Raw genomic sequence first — 17,660 nt, 5'->3', positions numbered from 1 at the left:
GTCAGGGAACCATAGGAATTCCTCGCTTTCAACCAGAAAAATGGGGAATCCGTGTCTGCGACCATAAAAAATATCGATACCTGCATTGTCGATATCCCAACAATCCGGCCGCACGTCCTGTCGATGGCATCGATCAACCGGCAAGTGATGATGCTGGTTTTCGTCACCTGCTCCGACGGGATCGTCGGGGTCGGTGAAGGGACCACCATTGGCGGGCTGAGCTATGGCGAGGAAAGCCCGGAAGGGATGAAGCTCGCGATCGATCTCTACTGCACGCCATTGCTGCTCGGGCAGGATGCGCTGAGGGCGAACGCCGCCATGGCGCGGGTGCGGCAGCATGTGGTGGGCAATCACTTTGCCAAGAACGCGCTGGAAACCGCGCTGCTGGACGCCATGGCGCAGCGCGCCGGCCTTCCGCTTTCGGAGCTGCTAGGCAGCCGTGTGCGCGACAGGTTGCCCGTGCTGTGGACGCTGGCGAGCGGCAACACAGCCCGCGACATCGCAGAAGCCGAAGAGATGATCTCCGCCCGGCGCCACAATGTCTTCAAGCTCAAGATCGGCAAGCGTTCCCTGGCAGAAGATGTAGCCCATGCCGCCGCGATCAAGCACGCGCTGGGCGATGCCGCCTCGGTGCGGGTGGACGTCAACCAGGCCTGGGACGAGCACACCGCCTCACGCGGGGCGAGGATGCTGGCCGATGCCGGGATCGACCTGATCGAACAGCCCCTGCCCCTCGGCAATCGCGAAGGGCTGCGCCGCCTGACGCGCAATTCACCGGTCGCAGTGATGGCCGACGAAGTTCTGCACGGGCCGGGCGACGCGCTCGACATCGCCTGCGGGGGCGGCGCCCACGTCTTTTCCGTGAAGCCTGCTCAGGCCGGGGGCCTCTTCGCCGCCGGCCGTATCGCCGCCATCGCGGCTGCCGGCCATATCGGCGTCTATGGGGGCACCATGCTGGAAGGCAGCATCGGGACGATGGCCTCTGCCCAGCTCTTTGCCACCTTCGACCGGCTGGAATGGGGCACCGAACTGTTCGGCCCGCTGCTGCAGACCGAGACCATTCTCACCACGCCGATCGACTATCGCGACTTCTCGCTGATCCTGCCGGACGGGCCCGGCCTGGGTGTCACGCTCGATCTGGACAAGGTCCGCCATTTCCTTCGCGAAGGAAGCGGAGAGCTTCCCGCCAGCTTCTCACAGATGGAGACCGCCTGATGCTGTTCATGGTGCGCATGGACGTTCACGTCCCGCTCGATTTCGACAAGGCCACCTTCGAGGAACTGAAGGCCACTGAAAAGGCGCGGGCCGAAGAGCTGCAACGTGCCGGCACCTGGCGCCATCTGTGGCGGATCGCCGGACAATACGCGAATATCAGCATCTTCGATGTCGCCGATGCGGGCGAACTGCACGACATCATGATGAGCCTGCCGCTCTTCCCCTTCATGACCACGGAAGTGACCGCGCTGTGCCGCCATCCTTCCGCCATCGCCGAATAGTCTGTCTTTAATAATGGAGGATGCCATGCCTGACATTGTCGGCTCGCCTGAAGTGCAAGACCTGCTGAACCGCGCCAGCGGGATGAACGAACCCGGTGGGAATCCGCGGCTCAAGTCCATCCTGCGCGATGTACTGGAAGGGCTGATGGCCACGATCCAGAAGCACGACATTTCCGAAGACGAGTTCTGGATCGCGGCGCGCTTCCTGCAGGAAGGCGCCGACGAATTCGGCCTGATCGCACCGGGCGTCGGGCTAGAGCACTTCCTCGACCTCTACATGGACGCCAAGGACGCGGAAGCGGGCCGCAGCGGCGGAACGCCCCGTACTATCGAGGGGCCGCTCTATGTCGCGGGCGCACCAGTGGTTGACGGCGACCTGAGCCGCACCAACGCTGTCCATCTGACGACCGATCCGGACGACACGGACACGCTGAGCATGTCGGGCATAGTCACCGGCCCGGATGGCGAGCCGGTGAAAGATGTGACCCTTCACGTGTGGCACGCCAATTCCAAGGGTTTCTATTCCCACTTCGACCCCACCGGAGAGCAATCGCCCTTCAACAATCGGCGGCGGATCAAGCTGGGGCCGGACGGGCGCTATGCCTTCACCTCGAAGATGCCCTGTGGCTATTCCTGCCCGCCGGGCGGCCCCACCGAAAAGCTCATGCAATTGCTCGGCCGCCACGGCGACCGCCCGGCCCATGTGCATTTCTTCATCGAGGCACCCGGCTATCGCACGCTGACCACGCAGATCAATTTCGGCGACGACCCCCATGCGAAAGACGATTTCGCCTTCGGGACGCGCGAGGGCCTGCTGCCGGTACCCGATCGCAGCAGCGCAGGCGAGGCGGTCATCACGTTCGATTTCCACCTGCAGCGCGCCCTGTCGTCCGATGACGAGGCCCTTTCCGAAAGGCCGCGAGCGGCTGCATGAACAAGATCTTCCCTTCGCCGACAGCAGCCCTGGAAGGGCTGCTGTTCGACGGCATGACCATCATGTCCGGCGGGTTCGGGCTTTCGGGCAATCCTGAAAGCCTGATCCCCGAAATTCGCGCCGCCGGGGTCCGCGATCTGACCGTCATTTCCAACAATGCGGGAGCCGACGGGTTCGGCCTGTGGATGCTGCTGGAAAGCCGCCAGATTGCGAAGATGATCTCCTCCTATGTCGGGGAGAACAAGCTGTTCGAGCAGCAATATCTCTCGGGCGAACTGGAACTGGAACTCACCCCGCAGGGCACTCTGGCGGAACGCATCCGGGCGGGCGGAGCAGGCATTCCGGCCTTTTATACCCGCACCGGCGTGGGCACTGTCGTGGCTGAAGGCAAACCCGTCGAAACCTTCGACGGGCACGATTATGTACGCGAGACTTGGCTGCGGGCCGACCTTGCCATCGTCAAGGCCTGGCGGGCCGATCCGGAAGGCAATCTGCAGTTCCGTAAAACTGCCCGCAACTTCAATCCCAACATGGCAACCGCCGGCAAGGTGACCGTGGCCGAGGTGGAAGAAATCGTGCCCGCAGGCACCTTCGACCCGGACCACGTCCATACGCCCGGCATCTATGTGGACCGCATCGTGCTCTCCACCATCAACGAAAAGCGGATCGAGAAAATGACGACGCGCCCGCGCGAGGTGGCCTGATGCCCCAGGAAAACAAGGGCTGGACCCGAGACGAGATGGCGGCGCGTGCCGCGCGCGAACTGCGTGACGGCTATTACGTCAATCTGGGCATAGGCATTCCCACTCTGGTGGCGAACCACATTACGGAAGGGATGCATGTGACGCTGCAGTCCGAGAACGGAATGCTCGGCATGGGCCCCTTCCCCTATGAGGACGAAGTCGATCCCGACCTGATCAATGCCGGCAAGCAGACCATCACCCAATTGCCGACATCCAGCTTCTTCTCCTCGGCCGACAGTTTCGCGATGATCCGCGGCGGGCATATCGACCTGACAGTGCTGGGCGCGATGGAAGTCTCCGCACGTGGCGACATCGCCAACTGGATGATCCCCGGCAAGATGGTGAAGGGAATGGGCGGCGCGATGGACCTTGTCGCGGGCGTGAAGCGCGTCGTGGTGGTCATGGAACATTGCGCGAAGGACGGCAGCCCCAAGATCCTGCCGGAATGCACCTTGCCGCTGACCGGCAAGGGCGTGGTGGACATGATCGTCACCAATCTGGCCGTCTTCGCCTGCGACAAGCAGCATGGCGGGCTGACCCTGCTGGAACTGGCCCACGGCGTGACGCTCGACGATGTGAAGCAGGCGACGGGCGTGCCCTTTGCCGTCGCGGAAAGGCTGGCGGCATGATCGAGGCCTATCTGTGCGACGGCATCCGCACCCCCATCGGCCGCTATGGCGGCGCGCTTTCGGGCTTCCGGCCTGACGATCTTGCTGCACTGACCATTGCCGAAGTGCTGCGCCGCAACCCGCAGCTTCCGCCCGAAGCGGTGGACGATATCGTGCTGGGCTGCGCCAATCAGGCGGGCGAGGACAATCGCAACGTCGCGCGCATGGCCGGGCTGCTGGCGGGCCTGCCCGACAATGTCGGCGGCATGACAGTGAACCGCCTCTGCGCCTCCGGCCTTGATGCGGTGGGCACTGCCGCACGGGCGATCAATGCCGGTCAGGCGGACCTGCTGATTGCCGGCGGCGTGGAGAGCATGAGCCGCGCCCCCTATGTGCTGGGCAAGAGCCCGACCGCTTTTGGCCGCACGCAGCAGATGGAGGACACCACCATTGGCTGGCGCTTCGTCAATCCGGCGATGCGGGCGGCATATGGGGTCGATTCCATGCCTGAAACCGCGCAGAACCTGGCCGACGAACACGGCATTTCGCGAGAGGATCAGGACCTGTTCGCCCTGCGCAGCCAGCAACGTGCCGCCGCATCCGAGGAGTTCCGGGCGCGGGAAATCCTGCCCGTGAGCGCAGGCAGACCGGGCAAGGAAGTGCTCGTGGCCAGAGACGAGCATCCGCGCGAGACATCGCTGGAAGCGCTCGCCGGATTGCGCCCGATTGCAGGGCCAGACGGGTCCGTAACGGCTGGCAATTCCTCCGGCGTGAATGACGGCGCCGCCGCACTGGTTCTGGCGAGCAGTGAGGCCGCGCGCCGGTACGGCCTCACCCCGCGCATGCGCCTGTGCGGCATGGCCTCGGCTGGCGTGCCGCCCCGCATCATGGGCATCGGGCCGGTCCCTTCCACGCAAAAGCTGCTCGACCGGCTGGGCTGGAGCATCGGCTCGGTCGATCTGGTGGAACTGAACGAAGCCTTCGCTGCCCAGGCGCTGGCGGTGCTGCGCGGGCTGGGGCTCCCGGACGATGCCGACCACGTCAATCCGCATGGCGGCGCGATCGCGCTGGGCCACCCACTCGGCATGTCGGGCGCGCGTCTGGTGCTTACCGCCATGCAGGGGCTGGAAGCCTCGGGGGGCAAGCGGGCGCTGGTGACGATGTGCGTAGGTGTCGGACAGGGCGTGTCCCTGGCAATGGAGCGGATGTCATGACCCAAGGATGGGCCCTGATGAGCGACGGCTGTTCGCTCGCCTGGCAGATGAGCGGGCCGGAAGACGCCCCGGTGCTGCTGCTGTCGAACTCGCTGGGGACGACCCGCGCGATGTGGCAGGCACAGATCGCACCCTTTTCCGCCCATTACCGCGTGTTGCGCTATGACGTGCGCGGCCATGGCAAGTCCGAGGTGCCTGCCGGCGCCTATGGGCTGGACCGGCTGGGCCGCGATGCGGTCGAATTGCTGGATTCGCTGAAAATCGAACGCGCGCATTTCTGCGGCGTCTCGCTCGGCGGCATGACCGGGCAATGGCTGGGCGTCCACGCACCCGACAGGATCGACCGGCTCGTGCTGGCGAACACCGCCGCCTATATGGGCCCGCCCTCCGCCTGGCAGGGCCGCATCTCCACAGTATTGTCGCAGGGCATGGCGCCCATTGCCTCGGCCGTGCTGGAGCGCTGGTTCACGCCGGAATATCTGGAGGCGGGCTCAATTGTGCTCGACCATCTGCGCCAGGATCTGCTGGACTGCCCTCCAGCCGGCTATGCAGGCTGCTGCGCCGCCATACGCGATATGGATCTGCGCCCGGTGATCGGGCTGATTTCCCGCCCGACCCTGGTCATCAGCGGGATGCGCGATCCGGCCACCCCGCCGGAGCAGGGGACCTTCATCGCCAGCACGATTGCCGGTTCGGTAGAGATGCCGCTCGATGCCGCACATCTTTCCAATATCGAGCGCGCGCAGGAATTCAATTCGGCCGTGCTGGCCTTCCTCAGTTGAGCTTGCGCAGCGTTTCCGAAGGCAGTTCGCCATACATCGCCTTATATTGCGCGGCGAAGCGGCCGAACTGATAGAAGCCCCAGCGGCAGGCGATCGTCGTCACGGTTTCGCCCGGCCGCGGGGCCAGCAATTCCTCGCGGGCCCGCTCCAGCCTGACCGACTTGAGGAACGCCATAGGCGAAGTGCCGCGAAAGCGGCGGAACCCGTCGAACAAGGTCCGGGCGCTCACCCCGCTGGCTTCCACCAGCTGCTCGAGGATCAGCGGCTGGTCGGCATGATCGATAATGAACTGCTCCACCCGGCGCACGTGATAGGGCGCGATCTTGCAGGGCTGGGGCTTCAACTGGTCGGAATAATTGCTGGGCTGGCTTTCCAGCAGCTTGAGGATGAACAGCGTCTGCAGGTTTTCGATCACGGAGCGGTCATCGCCATGGCCGGACGAGGCCAGTTCCATCGCCAGCAGCGATGCATATTGCCAGCAACTGACCACATCGGTGCTGAGTGGCATGTCCTTGGCGAAGCGCAGCTTCTGGCTCAACGGGCGGCCCATCAGCATCATGGCATGCTGATCAAGCACCGCATTGCTGATCTGAACGACCCGCTGAATGCAATCGGCCGACCATTTCATGCGCTGCAATTCGCCCGTATCGACCACTGAAGCGCACCGCGTGTCGCTGGCCACTGCATGGCCGGCAACACCGATCTCGGCCGAGCCGGAAAGCGGCTGCATCAGCAGCAGCATATCCTCATCGCCGATCCCCTCGATCTCGACATTCGCACCATAGCTCATCACGCCGATGCCGATCTTGCCCAGCCGCCGGTGATTGAGCCAGGCATTGAGTTCCTCGCCGCGACGGGCGAGCTGCAGGTCGTGCGGACAATAGGTTTTGGCGATGTGATCGCGGACTTCGCAGAGGTTGCCGGACGAGAATGCCATCGAGCCGGACAGGAATTCGGCCGCAGTGGGCGGCTGGCTACCTGCCTGCAAAACCGGGATGGCAATGGAACCGCTGGTCAATACGCGTCTCCGTCTGATCGGTATATTGATCCACATCAAATTTCGGGAGTCAAGCGAGCCGGAAGGCGTCCCGGGAAGCCCCGGAAATCGGCTGCATTTTTGGGCCAGGACCGGCGGAAACGGGCGGGCGTCAGCCCTGCAGAAGCGCCGCGATGGGATTGCCGGCCTGTTCCGGGCCCAGGGCGAGATAGCCGCCATCGACCGCCATTTCCGAACCGGTCACGAAGCGGGCCGCATCCGAACACAGGAACAGCACCGCGCCGGTCAGCTCGTCGGCATCGGCGATCCGCCCCAGCATGTGAAAGGCACCGCCCAGATCGTCCACTTTCGCGCGGTCATCCCCGGTGATCGCCTTCATCACGTTCGACCATGTCCAGCCGGGGGCCACGGCATTGACCCTGACGCCCAGCGGCGCGAATTCCAGCGCCTGGCTACGGGTCAATTGGGCAACGGCGGCCTTGATGGCCGGATAAACGAACCGCCCCGCCTGAGCGCGGTGCGCGCTGATGCTGGAGAAATTGACGATCGCGCCCTTGTTCGCGGCCAGTTCCCCGCGCAGCTTCTGCGCCAGCATCGCCCCGCCCACCAGCCCGATATCGAACGCCTTGAGCCAGGTCTCCCGGCTGGTGGCGATCCCCTCGTCCAGATAGGACGTGGTGACGTTGATCAGGAAATCGACCGTCCCGAAGGCGTCTTTCGCCCGGGCGATGCAGGCGTCGATGGCCGCATCGCTCGTCACGTCGGTTTCCACGAACAGCCCGAGATCGCCGCAGGCGGCGGCAGCCGCGCTGCCGCCCTCCACGTCGATATCGGCAATCACCGCGCGCGCGCCCTGCGCCGCGAAGGCCTTGGCCAGTTCCGCGCCGATCAGCGTGGCACCGCCGGCGATCAGGGCCGTGCGCCCCCGCAGATCTTCATAGCGGGCCATGGCTCAGAAGCCCCACTTGATGCCCAGCGACCATTCGCGCGGACGGGCATACATGTGCTCATAGAGGCCGAAGGAAGAACCGTAGATGCCGGTCTGGAGATAGTGCTCGTCAATGATGTTCGAGACCGCCGCCGTGACCGTCACGTCCGCATCCGCGAAAGTATAGGCGAGGTTGGCGTTGAACAGGCTGTAACCGGGCTGATAGAGCTCGGCCGAATTGAGCGCGTCCATATAGGCGCCCGAGCGGTAGGACCAATCGAGCCGCGCCATCAGATTGGAGCCGTCGGCAAAGTCGAATTCCTTGCTGAGCGAGGAACTGATCGTCCATTCCGATACGCGCTCGAACTTCGAATTCAGCCTGATCTCGCTCGCGGCGGGATCGACTTCCGTGAACTCGGGATCGAGATAGCCTAGGCTGCCCTCAAGGAACCAGCCACCGCCCGGCGCCAGCTTGGCCTCCAGTTCCACGCCCTTGATCTCCGCCGATGCGGCGTTCTTCGTAACCGGGGCAATGCCTGTGAACACCTGCACCTGCAGATCGTTGTATTTGGTGTAGAAGGCCGCGCCGTTCAGCGTCAGCATCCGGTCGAACAATTGCGACTTGAAGCCCAGTTCGAAGGCATCGGCGGTTTCCGAGCCAAACTGAGGGACTTCCGCCTGTGCGGGGAACACACGCTGGACAAAGCCGCCAGTCTTGAAGCCCCTGGAATAGGAGCCATAGAGCAGCACATCGTCCGCCGCATGCCAGGCAAGGTTGAAGCTGGGCGTGAAGGAATCCTCGCTGAGATTGACCTCCTCATAAGGCAGCACGCGTTCGGGCGGCGTGTTGGGGCTGGCCGCCAGCAAGGCACCGCCGGTCTTGTCCACCAGAATGACCTGATCCGGCAGGAAGGACTTGTCATCCTTCGTGTAGCGCAGGCCCACGGTCAGATCGATCGCATCCACCGGCGTCCAGGTTGCCTGGCCGAATGCGGCATAGCTGTCGGTGCCGAACTTGCCGCCGGAGCGGAAAGTGACCGGCGTGAAGTCCAGATTGTTGATGTTGTTGCCGGATTCCTTGAAGTAATAGAGCCCCAGCACATATTTCAGCCGCTCATTGTCGGTTGCCCCCAGCACCTGCAATTCCTGGCTGAACTGGCTCTGGGTGAGCAGGTCGCCCAGATGCAGGATCGTGAAGGGCGAATGATCGCCATCGCGGGCATAGTCGCCATGCACTTCGCGATAGGCAGTGATGGACTTGAGCTGCACCGGGCCGAGATCCCAGTCGACGATCGCATGGGCGCCCCATAGGTCGTTCTTGGAATATTGCGGCCCGGTTCCCGCATCGGCCTGGTTGCCGACAATGAAGCGGTCGCTGAAGCAGGCATCGCCTGCCCCCTGTGGGCTGTAAGGATCGAAGCCGAAGCAGTTCGCGCCGCCCATCAGGGTCGCGAAATAATTGTGCAGCAGGGTGAAATTGTCCGTCGGCGCGTCAAAGGGCGGATTGATGACGTAATGGCCGGCGGCCGGGCTGCTGCCGGGCGGCAGCATCGGTAAATTGTCCGGGTTGAACAAAGCGGAAGCGTAAGTGACGTCTGCCAGCACGAAGGCCGGCCCGTTCGAACGGTCGCGCGTTCCCTCCAGCGCAAGGCTGATCTTCAGATCGGGCGTCGCTTCCCAGCGCAAATCCAGCCGCCCGGTCAGCGTATCGACATTGCCGAGCATGCGCCCGTCAACGAGATGTTCGACATATCCGTCACGGTTGAACGAGGCGAGCGAGATCTTGGAGAACAGCGTGTCGGAAAGCGGCACGTTGGCCACCAGCTTGCCGTCGATCCGGTTGAAGCTGCCGGTCGTCAGCTCCAGCTTGCCCGAAGGATCGGCATCAGGCGCCTTGGTGGTGAGGCTGAGCGCCCCGCCGATCGTGTTGCGCCCGAACAGCGTGCCCTGGGGGCCGCGCAGAACTTCGACACGCTCCACATCCACGAGATCGAGCAGTGCGCCCACCGAACGCGCGACATAGACGCCGTCGACATAGACGCCGACGCCCGGCTCGGTGGTGGGGAGAAATTCCTTCTGGCCGATACCGCGGATGAAGATCGCCGCCGAACTGCCCGCCCCGCCGAAGCTGGGGTTGTTCTGGAAAGTGAGGTTGGGCGTGAAACTCGCCAGCCCGTCGATCTTGGCGACGCCGCGTGCTTCCAGCGATTCCCCGGAAAAGGCCGAGATCGCCAGTGGCACCGACTGCACGGATTCCTCGCGCTTGCGCGCCGTTACGACGATGGCTTCCGTCAACGCGCTGGTGCCGCCGGAGGATGCGCTGTCTTCCGCATCGCCGGATTGGGCATCCTGCGCTTGCACGGTCGCGGGCAGCGCAACGGAGCAGAACAACATGGTAGCCAGCGCGTAAGCCTTGGTGCGCATATTCAAGTGATTCATAGGTAACCCCCCTGATTGGGCCGAGATTCAATCCGCATTCTTTGCGCGGTATTGCGTGCATCACGTCACGGATCGGATTGCGCGCCTATGCAGCGAGCGCGGAGCCTATGCGGCGACTGCACCATTCTGAGCCCAGTGTTTCCGGGCCTCACGAACGGTTCGCGCATATCTGCTGTGACCGGACAAAGGCCGCACTGGCTGAATAGGCACCCGGCTGGGCTTGGCCGATGCTTCACCCTTCAAACAGGGGCCCTTCAACTGGGGGACGGTCAGCTTGGTCCAGAAGATTGCGATTATCGGCGCCGGGATTGCAGGCCTGTGCACTGCCAAGACCTTGCTCGCGCTTGGCTATGAGGTGGAGCTTTTCGAGAAGGAAAGCGATCTGGGCGGGGTCTGGGCCTCGTCCCGGCGATATCCGGGCCTCACGACCCAGAACCCGCGCGAGACATACTGCTTCTCGGACTGGCCCATGCCGGCGGATTATCCCGAATGGCCCACCGGCGCGCAAATGCAGGCCTATCTGCAGAGCTATGCCGACCATTTCGAGGTCACGCCCCGTATCCGGTTCGCCTGCCCCGTCACGCGCGCCGTGCCCCTTTCCGGCGGCATTGGCTGGGAACTGGAAATTGCGACGCCCGAGGGGCCGCAGACGTACCGCTATGACTGGCTGATCGCCTGCAACGGCATCTTCTCCATCCCGTCGGTCCCGGCCTTCCGGGGCACGGACAGTTTCAGGGCGGCGGGCGGCCATGTCCTGCACACCAGCCAGTTCACCCGGCCTTCCGATGCCACAGGCAAGCATGTGCTGGTGGTCGGCTATGGCAAATCGTCCTGCGATGTCGCCAATGCCATCGCGCCCATCAGTGCGAGTACCACCATGGTGGTACGGCACCTGATCTGGAAGATCCCCAAGCGCATCGGCAATGTGCTGAACTTCAAGCACCTGTTCCTCAACCGCATGGGCGAAGGCCTGTTTCCGTGGATGGAACTGAAGGGGTTCGAAGCCTTCCTCCACGGCCCCGGCAGCTTCATCCGCAACGGAATGCTCGCCTCGGTCCAGGGGATCATCGCACGCCAGCTGCACCTCAAGGACGTGGGCCTGCATCCCGGCACGCCGCTGGAAACCATTGCCCGCAGCACAGTGAGCCTCGTCAGCGACGGCTTCTTCGACAAGGTCGCGAACGGCACGCTGGGGTTCGAGCAGGGTACCGAGATCACCGAGTTGGAACCGGGCAAGGCGCGCCTGTCCAACGGCAAGGTCCTGCCGGCCGATATCGTGATCTGCGGCACCGGCTGGGACCAGCGGGTCGACTTCCTGCCCGAGGAGGTGCGCGGCAAGGTAACCGACGCCATGGGGAATTTCCGCCTCTACCGCTCGATGGTCCCGCTGGGCGTCCCTCGCCTGCTGTTCAACGGTTACAATTCGTCCTTCTTCTGCCAGCTCAATGCGGAAATGGGCGCGATCTGGATCGCCGCTCTGATGGAAGACAGGCTCACCCTGCCCACAGAGAGCAGGATGAGCGCGGAGATCGACGCACGGCTGGCATGGATGAACGAACGTACCGGCGGCAAGCACTGCAAGGGCACCAATATCGTCCCCTTCTCGATCCACCATATCGACGAATTGCTGCGCGACCTCGATCTCGAACTTCCCCGCAGCACGCGCCTGACGCAGTGGCTGCGCACGGTCCGGGCATCGGATTTCGCCTCGGTGGGCGAACGCTTCATGCGCCGCATGCGTGGCTGACGTACCCGGCCGAGCAACCCTCAATTCCCACACGAAAAAAGGTCCGGCGGTTATTCACCGCCGGACCAGTCGCCATACACAGGGTGAGCATATGGTCCGTTGCGCGGGGGAGGGTCCCGCCTAACCTTGCCGCTCAGCGGTCGATCAGAAGCATGCCGTCCTGCTCAGTCACCGAATAGGCGCGGATCGCCTCATGGCAGGGCGCCTGGCGGGCCTCGCCGGTCTTGATGCAGAAGGAGCCCATGTGGAACGGGCACAGAATCTCGCCGGCTTCGATATAGCCTTCGGCCAGCGAAGCCTCGCCGTGGGAACACAGATCGTCCGTGCAATAATAGGCGCCTTCCCACTGATAGACCGCCACGGCATGTCCATCCTCCAGCACCACGCGGAGCGGTTCGTCTTCGGTTACGTCTTCGGCCTTGCAAAGGGTCTGCACAGATAGTCCTCAATCGGTGGAAAGCGGCGGCGGCAGGCCGGGTTCGTCCATGCACTTGCCGCTCCAGGGTGTTTCGTTCGCGCTGGCGATGCGCGGGTCCAGCCGGACCCGGTCGAACAGCCAGACGCCGTCATGCAGGCTGAGCCGGCTGTCATACCAGCCGCCGTACCACGTATCCGCCGCGCCCTGCCCGCCCTGGTTCATCGTGCACAGTTCCCACAGATACCAGCGGCAGGTCGCGCTGCGCGCATCCTCGCTCAACTCGATCAGGGGGGAGATCATGTAGTGGATGGACCAGGTAACGAATTCCCGCGCTAGCCCCGACAGGCCGCGCGCGACCTCGTCGCGGCCGGCCAGCCGGGCGACGCCCTCAGCCTCCCACACGCCCTCGGGGGCGAACAGGGGGCCGAGAATGGCGGGGTCGTTCTTGCGGTCGGCGCCGATCGCGTAAGTCGCGATGAGCTTACGAATGGCCTCGCAAGCCTCGACGCGCCTCAGCCGCAGATCGAACTCCTCCGTCACTGTCAGCGCGGGCCGTTGGGTGGAAGGGCCTTCCAGGTCTCGTCCCTGCCGTGGACGGCGACGAAGCGGCTTTCCTCGAAAGCATAGGGGACGCCCGGCTGCCCGCGATAGAATTCGATATGCGGCGCGATCTCCGCCATGGAGAGCGCGACATTGAAAATGCCCTGATGGCTCTCGGGCAGTTCGCCCAGCGGGAACTTGTCGCATTCATCGAGGATCGCCTCGAGATGCGGCAGCACGCCGTCGTAGAATTCCTTGAGTTCCTGCCCGGTCGCTTCCCGGCGGGTCCGGTAACGTTCATCGGCTGTCGGCAGGTCCCACTTGGCGAATTTCGCCAGTCCCTCGAAGCCGGGCGGCACGGTCATGTCCTGTACCATGGAATGGTTCTCCTTCGTGCGCTCAGGAATGGACGTAATCGTCCACCACCTTGCAATTGTGGCGGATGAGGATTTCCTCGTCCTGCAGATGCTGGACGGTCTTCGCGCCCGAGAGCATGGCGCGATAAGTGTCCTCCATCGTCGCCGTGTCTTCGAGCCAGGCATTGCGCTGCAGCACCATCGAGCGCTCGAAACCCCACAGCTCGCTATAGGTGCGCGGCTTCTTGAGGTAATATTTGCCTTCCCACAGCGTCTTGTCGTGCGCGATCGGCCAGAACTGATGCGTGAACCAGATGCCTTCCGAGACATGCAGCAGCACGCTGGGGAACAGCACGCTCAGTTCGAAGCCCCAATCCCCCTCGCGGTTGGGATTGAGCGTGGGCGGAAGGCTGGTGGCACCGCCGACCGACGCCAGCGAACCGCGTGAACGCTGGTTCGCCAGATCGCCGATCGGGGTGCGGGGGAGGTTCTCCACCTGCAGGCGGACCGAGCAGGTGCGATGCGGGCCGAAGAACTGGACGTCCTCGATCGGCCCTTCGAACACGTTGGGGAAGGAACCGGCGTGGATCGTGTCGACGTGATAGGCTTCGGCGAATGCGTCGGACGCAACCTTCCAGTTGCAATTGAGCGTGGTGTAATAGGTGAAACCGTAATCGCAGGCGGCAAAGTCGAACCCGCCGAAATGCGTGGCATAGCCGCCCAGGAACTCTTCCAGCGGCTGAACCGGACCCGGATCGACATTCACGAAGATGAAGCCCGCCCACACTTCGCAATGCACGCCGGTAAGGCCGTTCTCCGCCTTGTCGAAGCAGCTGTAGAAGCGATCTTCCTGCGGGACGTTCACCAGCTCGCCCTCGGCATTGTAGACCCAGCCGTGGAAACGGCAGGTGACCACGCCGGCGCGGTTCTTGCCGTAGGTTTCCTGACCCACTTCGGTGACCACCGTATTGCCGCGATGCGAGCAGATATTGTGGAACGCCCGGATCTTGTTGTCCTTGCCGCGGAAGATGATCACCGACGTATCGGCGCAATCGAGGCGGCGGACCTTGTAGGAACCGGGCGTGGGCACTTCGCGCTCAAGGCCGACATAAAGCCACTGCTTCTTGAAGATCTTGGCCTTTTCCAGCTCGTAATAATCGCGGTCGATATAGGGCGCGATCGGAAGCGGCTCCTGCCCCAGTTCGGGGTACTTGCGGGCCCAGCGGCCGGGCGCCTTGTCTGCCGGAACTGTCTGCGTTGCCATTACCGTCCTCCTGTCTTCAACTCCGGGGCCAGGCCAAGGCCGGAACCCTCTCGATCCATGCACCTGCTGTCGGCTTCGAACGCATGGTCAGCTTATGTCCGTTTGGGTAATCGGCCCGGCTGGGGCGGGCTATCCCGGCAGTGCACCGCCTGTCCGCGTGCCGCATTCTTGCGCGCACCGGGCCGGGATAGCCCTGCCCCTCAGGCATATTGTTCTTCCACCAGATGCAGGATGCCCATCCGCTTGAGGATGTCCTTGGGGCACTGGAAAGTGACGCGCACCACGCCCGGCAGGCGGCTGATCTCGATCGAACCGGCAATGGTCGCACGGTTGAGGATCTCGTCATAAGGCAGGCCGGTGACGCGCGCGGCGCGGTCCAGCCCGTTCTTGGTCGCATCGTTGAGCGTGGCGCCCGAACCGATGAAAGTGACCGGCGCGTTATCCTCGACAAAGCTCTGGCCGTATTTCTCGCCCAGCGCCTTTACCGCGCGCATTTCCGTATCGCTCATCGGGCGGGCCAGGAACGGCAGATCGTCCGCCGTCTGCAGCAGCATCGGGCCGTCCAGTTCCAGGCCCTTGATGACTTCGACCTGCAGTTCGACTTCGCCGGAAACATCGGTGGCGTGGCCGGCAATCTCGCCATTGCCCTGCTGGGCATGCATGTCGCCCATGTAGATGCCGCCGCCCGGAACCTTCACCGGACAGATCAGGATCGCCCCTTCCCGCACCGAATTGGTGTCCATGTGGCCGTCGGTCTTGTGCAGGTCGAGTTCTTCCTGCGTGAAGCTGTAGCCATGCGGCGCATTGAGCAGGAAAGTGCCGAAATCGCCCGCATTGTGGGAATCGGGCAGATCGCGCGAGGGAACCGTGCCGATATTGCCGAGGAAGGGACGCATGCGCGCGGCAAGGCCGGAAATATCGGCGCGAGCGAGCGAGAGGATCGAATGCTGGCCCGAATGCGCCGGCAGGGCCGAATTCACCTTGGCATCCTGCGCGAGCTGCTCGGCCACGTCCTTGGCCACGGTCAGCGACACCTGGTTTTCGCGATCGAGCACGATCACATAGCCATTGCTGAAGCGGAAGGCGTTCACTTCCGCGCCGCAGACGTCGCAATGCACGGCATCGTCGCCAACGCCTTCGATATGGCTCGACGGGCTGGTCGTGCCGCATTCGGGGCACAGCTTGGCCACGAAGGGATCGCCCAGATAGCGGCCGTCGACGAATTCCATCACGCCCGAAGAGGTCGCCAGCGAGGTCACGCGGACCTTCTTCAGGCGAATGGCGATGGCATCGCCGATCTCGGCCCCTTCAACCAGAACCGGCCGCGTAACCTCGTGCCCGCCCTGGAACTTCGGAGTGATCATCGGCCCCCAGCAGCCCGGAGGCGTGCCGGTGCGGATGGTGCCGCCATCCTTCACCGTGGCGGCAGGTTCGACCCCGGGGCCGACGATCCCGCCGCTATATTCGTATACGCCAACTTCATCCCGTGCTTCGGCCATGACCCGTCCTTTCTTGCTGCGCTGAACACGGCACCGACCCGCCGGGCGGGCCTTCGAAAGGCCAATCCGGCCGGAGCCGTATCAGTGAGCGTTCAACTCGTCCGAGGCAAAGGTAGGAGAGCGGCCGAAAGGGCCGAAAGGCCGGAACTGCAGGGAATAGCCACGAAGTGCAGCGAAGCTGGCGGGAGGGACGGATAAGGGGTGTTACGTTCCCGCATTTCAATCGGCGGGAATTGGTGCGACCGGACCGGCCGCAGTCACATCGTGCCCGGATCGATCATGCCGAGGCGGGCCACCACCAGCAGAACCGCACAGGCCGCGCCCAGTTCGGCCCCGATGCTGAGCTTCAGCCGGGCAAGCGCCTGTGCCTCGTCGCGATGCGTGGCCGACGCAAGCAGCCGCGGCACCAGCACGAAACGATTAAGCGCGGCGAGAGCCAGCATAGAGCCGAACAGCGCGAGCTTGCCTGCCAGGAGGAGGCCGTAATCGCTCGTGACAAGTCCGAGCCAGGAACCGGGCCCGGCCAGGAACCAGATATTGGCAAGCCCGGTCACGCCGAGCGTCACGACCACGACGCTGCCGACCCCGGCAAATCGGGCCAGCGCATCGGCCACTGCGCCCGGCCCACTATCGGGACGCCATAGCAGGGCCACGAACAGGGCCAAGGCGCCGAGCCAGATCGACGCGGCGAGAAGATGCACGATGTCTCCGGCAAGCCGCAGCAGCCCCTGCGCTCCCTCGCCCACGCCGGCATGGCCAGCCCAGGCAAGCGTGGCGAGCGCAATCGCGGCAGGAACCGCCAGCCAGACCAGGCGGCGCGGCATTGCGATGCAGAGAATGGCAGCGAGGCCAAGCGCCGCCACCCGCGCGAGGAATGCCCACCCGAAAGCTGAACCGGTCGCAAGCGCGAACACCAGCTGCCAGTCGAGATCCCGCAGGCTGCTGCCCGCCATTTCGGCGACTGCCAGCAGATAGCCGATCAGCGACAAGGGCAAGGCGGCCAGCACTGTTCCGGCCAGCAAGGGGCGCAGCCGGCCAAGGCCTGCCTGTGCCCGCGTCAGAACAGCTGCAGCCGGTACGCCGAACGCCAGACCGAGGCTGGCATAAAGCGCGAAGCGGACCGGCTCGAGCACTGTCATCAGCGGACCGTGAAGCTCACCTTGCCGGTCATGCGGTGAGTATCGTCCCCCACAGCATGCCAGTTGACGTCATAGGTGCCGGCGGCAAGCGGCCGCGACAATGTCGCCACAAGAGACTTGTGGTCGGCACTGGCCGTTACCTTCACGCCGGAAATCTTCATGGCCGGGTGGTCTGCCATGCCGGGCATTGCCGTCATGACCAGTTCGAAGCCCGAAAGCGCAGGCATGACCGCCTCGTTGAAGGTGAGTGTGACGTTTCGCACGTTCGACACGGTCGCCGAAGCGGCAGGGCTCGATGCCACCACATGGGTATGCGCGAAGGCAGGCGCGGCAAGCGCAAGCCCGGCGGTGGCGGCAACGAGGCCGAGGGCACGATGAATCTGCATGATCTACTCCTTGAGGAAGGGACAGGTTAAGCTCCATACGCGGGGGAAGCGCCTGCCCCTCGAAATTCCCGGCCCTCGAAATTCCCGGCCCTCGAAATTCAGGCGACAGATTTCGAGGGATCGGGCGAACAGGCGCGTATCGCCATTGGAACCTCACAAGGACCACAAGT

General features: G+C 63.9%; 18 protein-coding genes. 8 read left to right on the top strand and 10 right to left on the bottom strand.

Features of this window, described 5'->3' with window-relative positions; translation table 11 throughout:
• Window positions 1-51 precede the first annotated feature (51 nt).
• Genes WFP36_RS16455 through pcaD form a run of 7 tightly spaced genes read left to right on the top strand, consistent with a single transcriptional unit; the run spans window position 52 to window position 5,777 of the window.
• Window positions 52-1,215 carry a muconate/chloromuconate family cycloisomerase gene (locus WFP36_RS16455; RefSeq protein ID WP_336982120.1) on the top strand — a complete coding sequence of 388 codons (1,164 nt, stop codon included), beginning with the start codon at window positions 52-54 and terminating at the stop codon, window positions 1,213-1,215.
• Entirely contained in the window at window positions 1,215-1,496 is a 282-nt protein-coding gene (gene catC, locus WFP36_RS16450) for a muconolactone Delta-isomerase (protein WP_336982119.1), read from the top strand. The genes WFP36_RS16455 and catC overlap by 1 nt, the downstream gene beginning before the upstream one ends.
• Window positions 1,497-1,521: 25 nt before the next feature.
• Window positions 1,522-2,430: a dioxygenase family protein gene (locus tag WFP36_RS16445; RefSeq protein ID WP_336982118.1), complete on the top strand. Its 909-nt coding sequence runs from the start codon at window positions 1,522-1,524 to the stop codon at window positions 2,428-2,430.
• Window positions 2,427-3,134: a CoA transferase subunit A gene (locus tag WFP36_RS16440; protein ID WP_336982116.1), complete on the top strand. Its 708-nt coding sequence runs from the start codon at window positions 2,427-2,429 to the stop codon at window positions 3,132-3,134. Before WFP36_RS16445 ends, WFP36_RS16440 begins: the two co-directional genes overlap by 4 nt.
• Window positions 3,134-3,802, top strand: a complete 669-nt coding sequence (locus tag WFP36_RS16435) for a 3-oxoacid CoA-transferase subunit B (protein WP_336982114.1) — start codon at window positions 3,134-3,136, stop codon at window positions 3,800-3,802. Before WFP36_RS16440 ends, WFP36_RS16435 begins: the two co-directional genes overlap by 1 nt.
• Complete coding sequence (gene pcaF, locus WFP36_RS16430; RefSeq protein ID WP_336982113.1) at window positions 3,799-4,995, top strand: 3-oxoadipyl-CoA thiolase; 1,197 nt, start codon at window positions 3,799-3,801, stop codon at window positions 4,993-4,995. Before WFP36_RS16435 ends, pcaF begins: the two co-directional genes overlap by 4 nt.
• Window positions 4,992-5,777 (top strand): 3-oxoadipate enol-lactonase, encoded by a 786-nt coding sequence (gene pcaD / locus WFP36_RS16425; RefSeq protein WP_336982111.1) that lies wholly within the window; start codon window positions 4,992-4,994, stop codon window positions 5,775-5,777. Before pcaF ends, pcaD begins: the two co-directional genes overlap by 4 nt.
• Here pcaD and WFP36_RS16420 read toward each other — a convergent pair.
• The 3 genes from WFP36_RS16420 to WFP36_RS16410 form a co-directional block, all read right to left on the bottom strand.
• The gene (locus tag WFP36_RS16420; RefSeq protein WP_336982109.1) at window positions 5,770-6,795 is read right to left on the bottom strand and encodes an AraC family transcriptional regulator; all 1,026 of its coding nucleotides are present in this window, start codon (window positions 6,793-6,795) and stop codon (window positions 5,770-5,772) included. The genes pcaD and WFP36_RS16420 overlap by 8 nt on opposite strands.
• Window positions 6,796-6,925: 130 nt before the next feature.
• Window positions 6,926-7,723 carry an SDR family oxidoreductase gene (locus tag WFP36_RS16415; protein ID WP_336982107.1) on the bottom strand — a complete coding sequence of 266 codons (798 nt, stop codon included), beginning with the start codon at window positions 7,721-7,723 and terminating at the stop codon, window positions 6,926-6,928.
• Window positions 7,724-7,726: 3 nt separating this feature from the next.
• Window positions 7,727-10,141 (bottom strand): TonB-dependent receptor, encoded by a 2,415-nt coding sequence (locus WFP36_RS16410; RefSeq protein WP_336982105.1) that lies wholly within the window; start codon window positions 10,139-10,141, stop codon window positions 7,727-7,729.
• 274 nt (window positions 10,142-10,415) lie between these two features.
• Between WFP36_RS16410 and WFP36_RS16405 the strand changes: the two genes are divergently transcribed.
• Window positions 10,416-11,888, top strand: a complete 1,473-nt coding sequence (locus WFP36_RS16405; RefSeq protein ID WP_336982103.1) for a flavin-containing monooxygenase — start codon at window positions 10,416-10,418, stop codon at window positions 11,886-11,888.
• 133 nt (window positions 11,889-12,021) lie between these two features.
• Here the strand turns inward: WFP36_RS16405 and WFP36_RS16400 are convergent, their stop codons facing one another.
• From WFP36_RS16400 to copC, 7 genes are all read right to left on the bottom strand, one after another.
• On the bottom strand, window positions 12,022-12,324 hold the full coding sequence (locus WFP36_RS16400; RefSeq protein WP_336982102.1) for a non-heme iron oxygenase ferredoxin subunit: 303 nt from the start codon (window positions 12,322-12,324) through the stop codon (window positions 12,022-12,024).
• A 9-nt stretch (window positions 12,325-12,333) separates the two neighbouring features.
• Window positions 12,334-12,846, bottom strand: coding sequence for a nuclear transport factor 2 family protein (locus WFP36_RS16395; RefSeq protein ID WP_336982101.1), 513 nt, complete (start codon window positions 12,844-12,846; stop codon window positions 12,334-12,336).
• Window positions 12,847-12,848: 2 nt separating this feature from the next.
• A complete protein-coding gene (locus tag WFP36_RS16390) occupies window positions 12,849-13,223 on the bottom strand; it encodes a hypothetical protein (RefSeq protein ID WP_336982100.1) in 375 nt (124 codons plus the stop codon).
• Window positions 13,224-13,245: 22 nt separating this feature from the next.
• Complete coding sequence (locus WFP36_RS16385) at window positions 13,246-14,466, bottom strand: aromatic ring-hydroxylating oxygenase subunit alpha (protein WP_336982099.1); 1,221 nt, start codon at window positions 14,464-14,466, stop codon at window positions 13,246-13,248.
• Window positions 14,467-14,666: 200 nt separating this feature from the next.
• Window positions 14,667-15,965, bottom strand: coding sequence for an acetamidase/formamidase family protein (locus WFP36_RS16380; RefSeq protein ID WP_336982097.1), 1,299 nt, complete (start codon window positions 15,963-15,965; stop codon window positions 14,667-14,669).
• A 257-nt stretch (window positions 15,966-16,222) separates the two neighbouring features.
• Window positions 16,223-17,104, bottom strand: a complete 882-nt coding sequence (copD, locus tag WFP36_RS16375; RefSeq protein WP_336982095.1) for a copper homeostasis membrane protein CopD — start codon at window positions 17,102-17,104, stop codon at window positions 16,223-16,225.
• A complete protein-coding gene (gene copC / locus WFP36_RS16370; RefSeq protein ID WP_336982093.1) occupies window positions 17,104-17,490 on the bottom strand; it encodes a copper homeostasis periplasmic binding protein CopC in 387 nt (128 codons plus the stop codon). The genes copD and copC overlap by 1 nt, the downstream gene beginning before the upstream one ends.
• Between the last annotated feature and the right edge of the window lie 170 nt (window positions 17,491-17,660).

It is taken from the genome of Fulverythrobacter fulvus (genome assembly GCF_037154085.1).
Taxonomy (GTDB): Bacteria; Pseudomonadota; Alphaproteobacteria; order Sphingomonadales; family Sphingomonadaceae; genus Andeanibacterium; species Andeanibacterium fulvum.
Note: the sequence above shows the minus strand (reverse complement) of the source record. Positions and strands in the feature narration are given on the sequence as shown.

Excerpts from the sequence above, each read along its gene's own strand:
- copD (WP_336982095.1), bottom strand. The coding sequence starts at position 17,104 with ATGACAGTGCTCGAGCCGGTCCGCTTCGCGCTTTATGCCAGCCTCGGT.
- copC (WP_336982093.1), bottom strand. The coding sequence starts at position 17,490 with ATGCAGATTCATCGTGCCCTCGGCCTCGTTGCCGCCACCGCCGGGCTT.
- WFP36_RS16415 (WP_336982107.1), bottom strand. The coding sequence starts at position 7,723 with ATGGCCCGCTATGAAGATCTGCGGGGGCGCACGGCCCTGATCGCCGGC.
- pcaD (WP_336982111.1), top strand. The coding sequence starts at position 4,992 with ATGACCCAAGGATGGGCCCTGATGAGCGACGGCTGTTCGCTCGCCTGG.
- catC (WP_336982119.1), top strand. The coding sequence starts at position 1,215 with ATGCTGTTCATGGTGCGCATGGACGTTCACGTCCCGCTCGATTTCGAC.
- pcaF (WP_336982113.1), top strand. The coding sequence starts at position 3,799 with ATGATCGAGGCCTATCTGTGCGACGGCATCCGCACCCCCATCGGCCGC.
- WFP36_RS16435 (WP_336982114.1), top strand. The coding sequence starts at position 3,134 with ATGCCCCAGGAAAACAAGGGCTGGACCCGAGACGAGATGGCGGCGCGT.
- WFP36_RS16380 (WP_336982097.1), bottom strand. The coding sequence starts at position 15,965 with ATGGCCGAAGCACGGGATGAAGTTGGCGTATACGAATATAGCGGCGGG.
- WFP36_RS16390 (WP_336982100.1), bottom strand. The coding sequence starts at position 13,223 with ATGGTACAGGACATGACCGTGCCGCCCGGCTTCGAGGGACTGGCGAAA.
- WFP36_RS16410 (WP_336982105.1), bottom strand. The coding sequence starts at position 10,141 with ATGAATCACTTGAATATGCGCACCAAGGCTTACGCGCTGGCTACCATG.
- WFP36_RS16385 (WP_336982099.1), bottom strand. The coding sequence starts at position 14,466 with ATGGCAACGCAGACAGTTCCGGCAGACAAGGCGCCCGGCCGCTGGGCC.
- WFP36_RS16445 (WP_336982118.1), top strand. The coding sequence starts at position 1,522 with ATGCCTGACATTGTCGGCTCGCCTGAAGTGCAAGACCTGCTGAACCGC.
- WFP36_RS16440 (WP_336982116.1), top strand. The coding sequence starts at position 2,427 with ATGAACAAGATCTTCCCTTCGCCGACAGCAGCCCTGGAAGGGCTGCTG.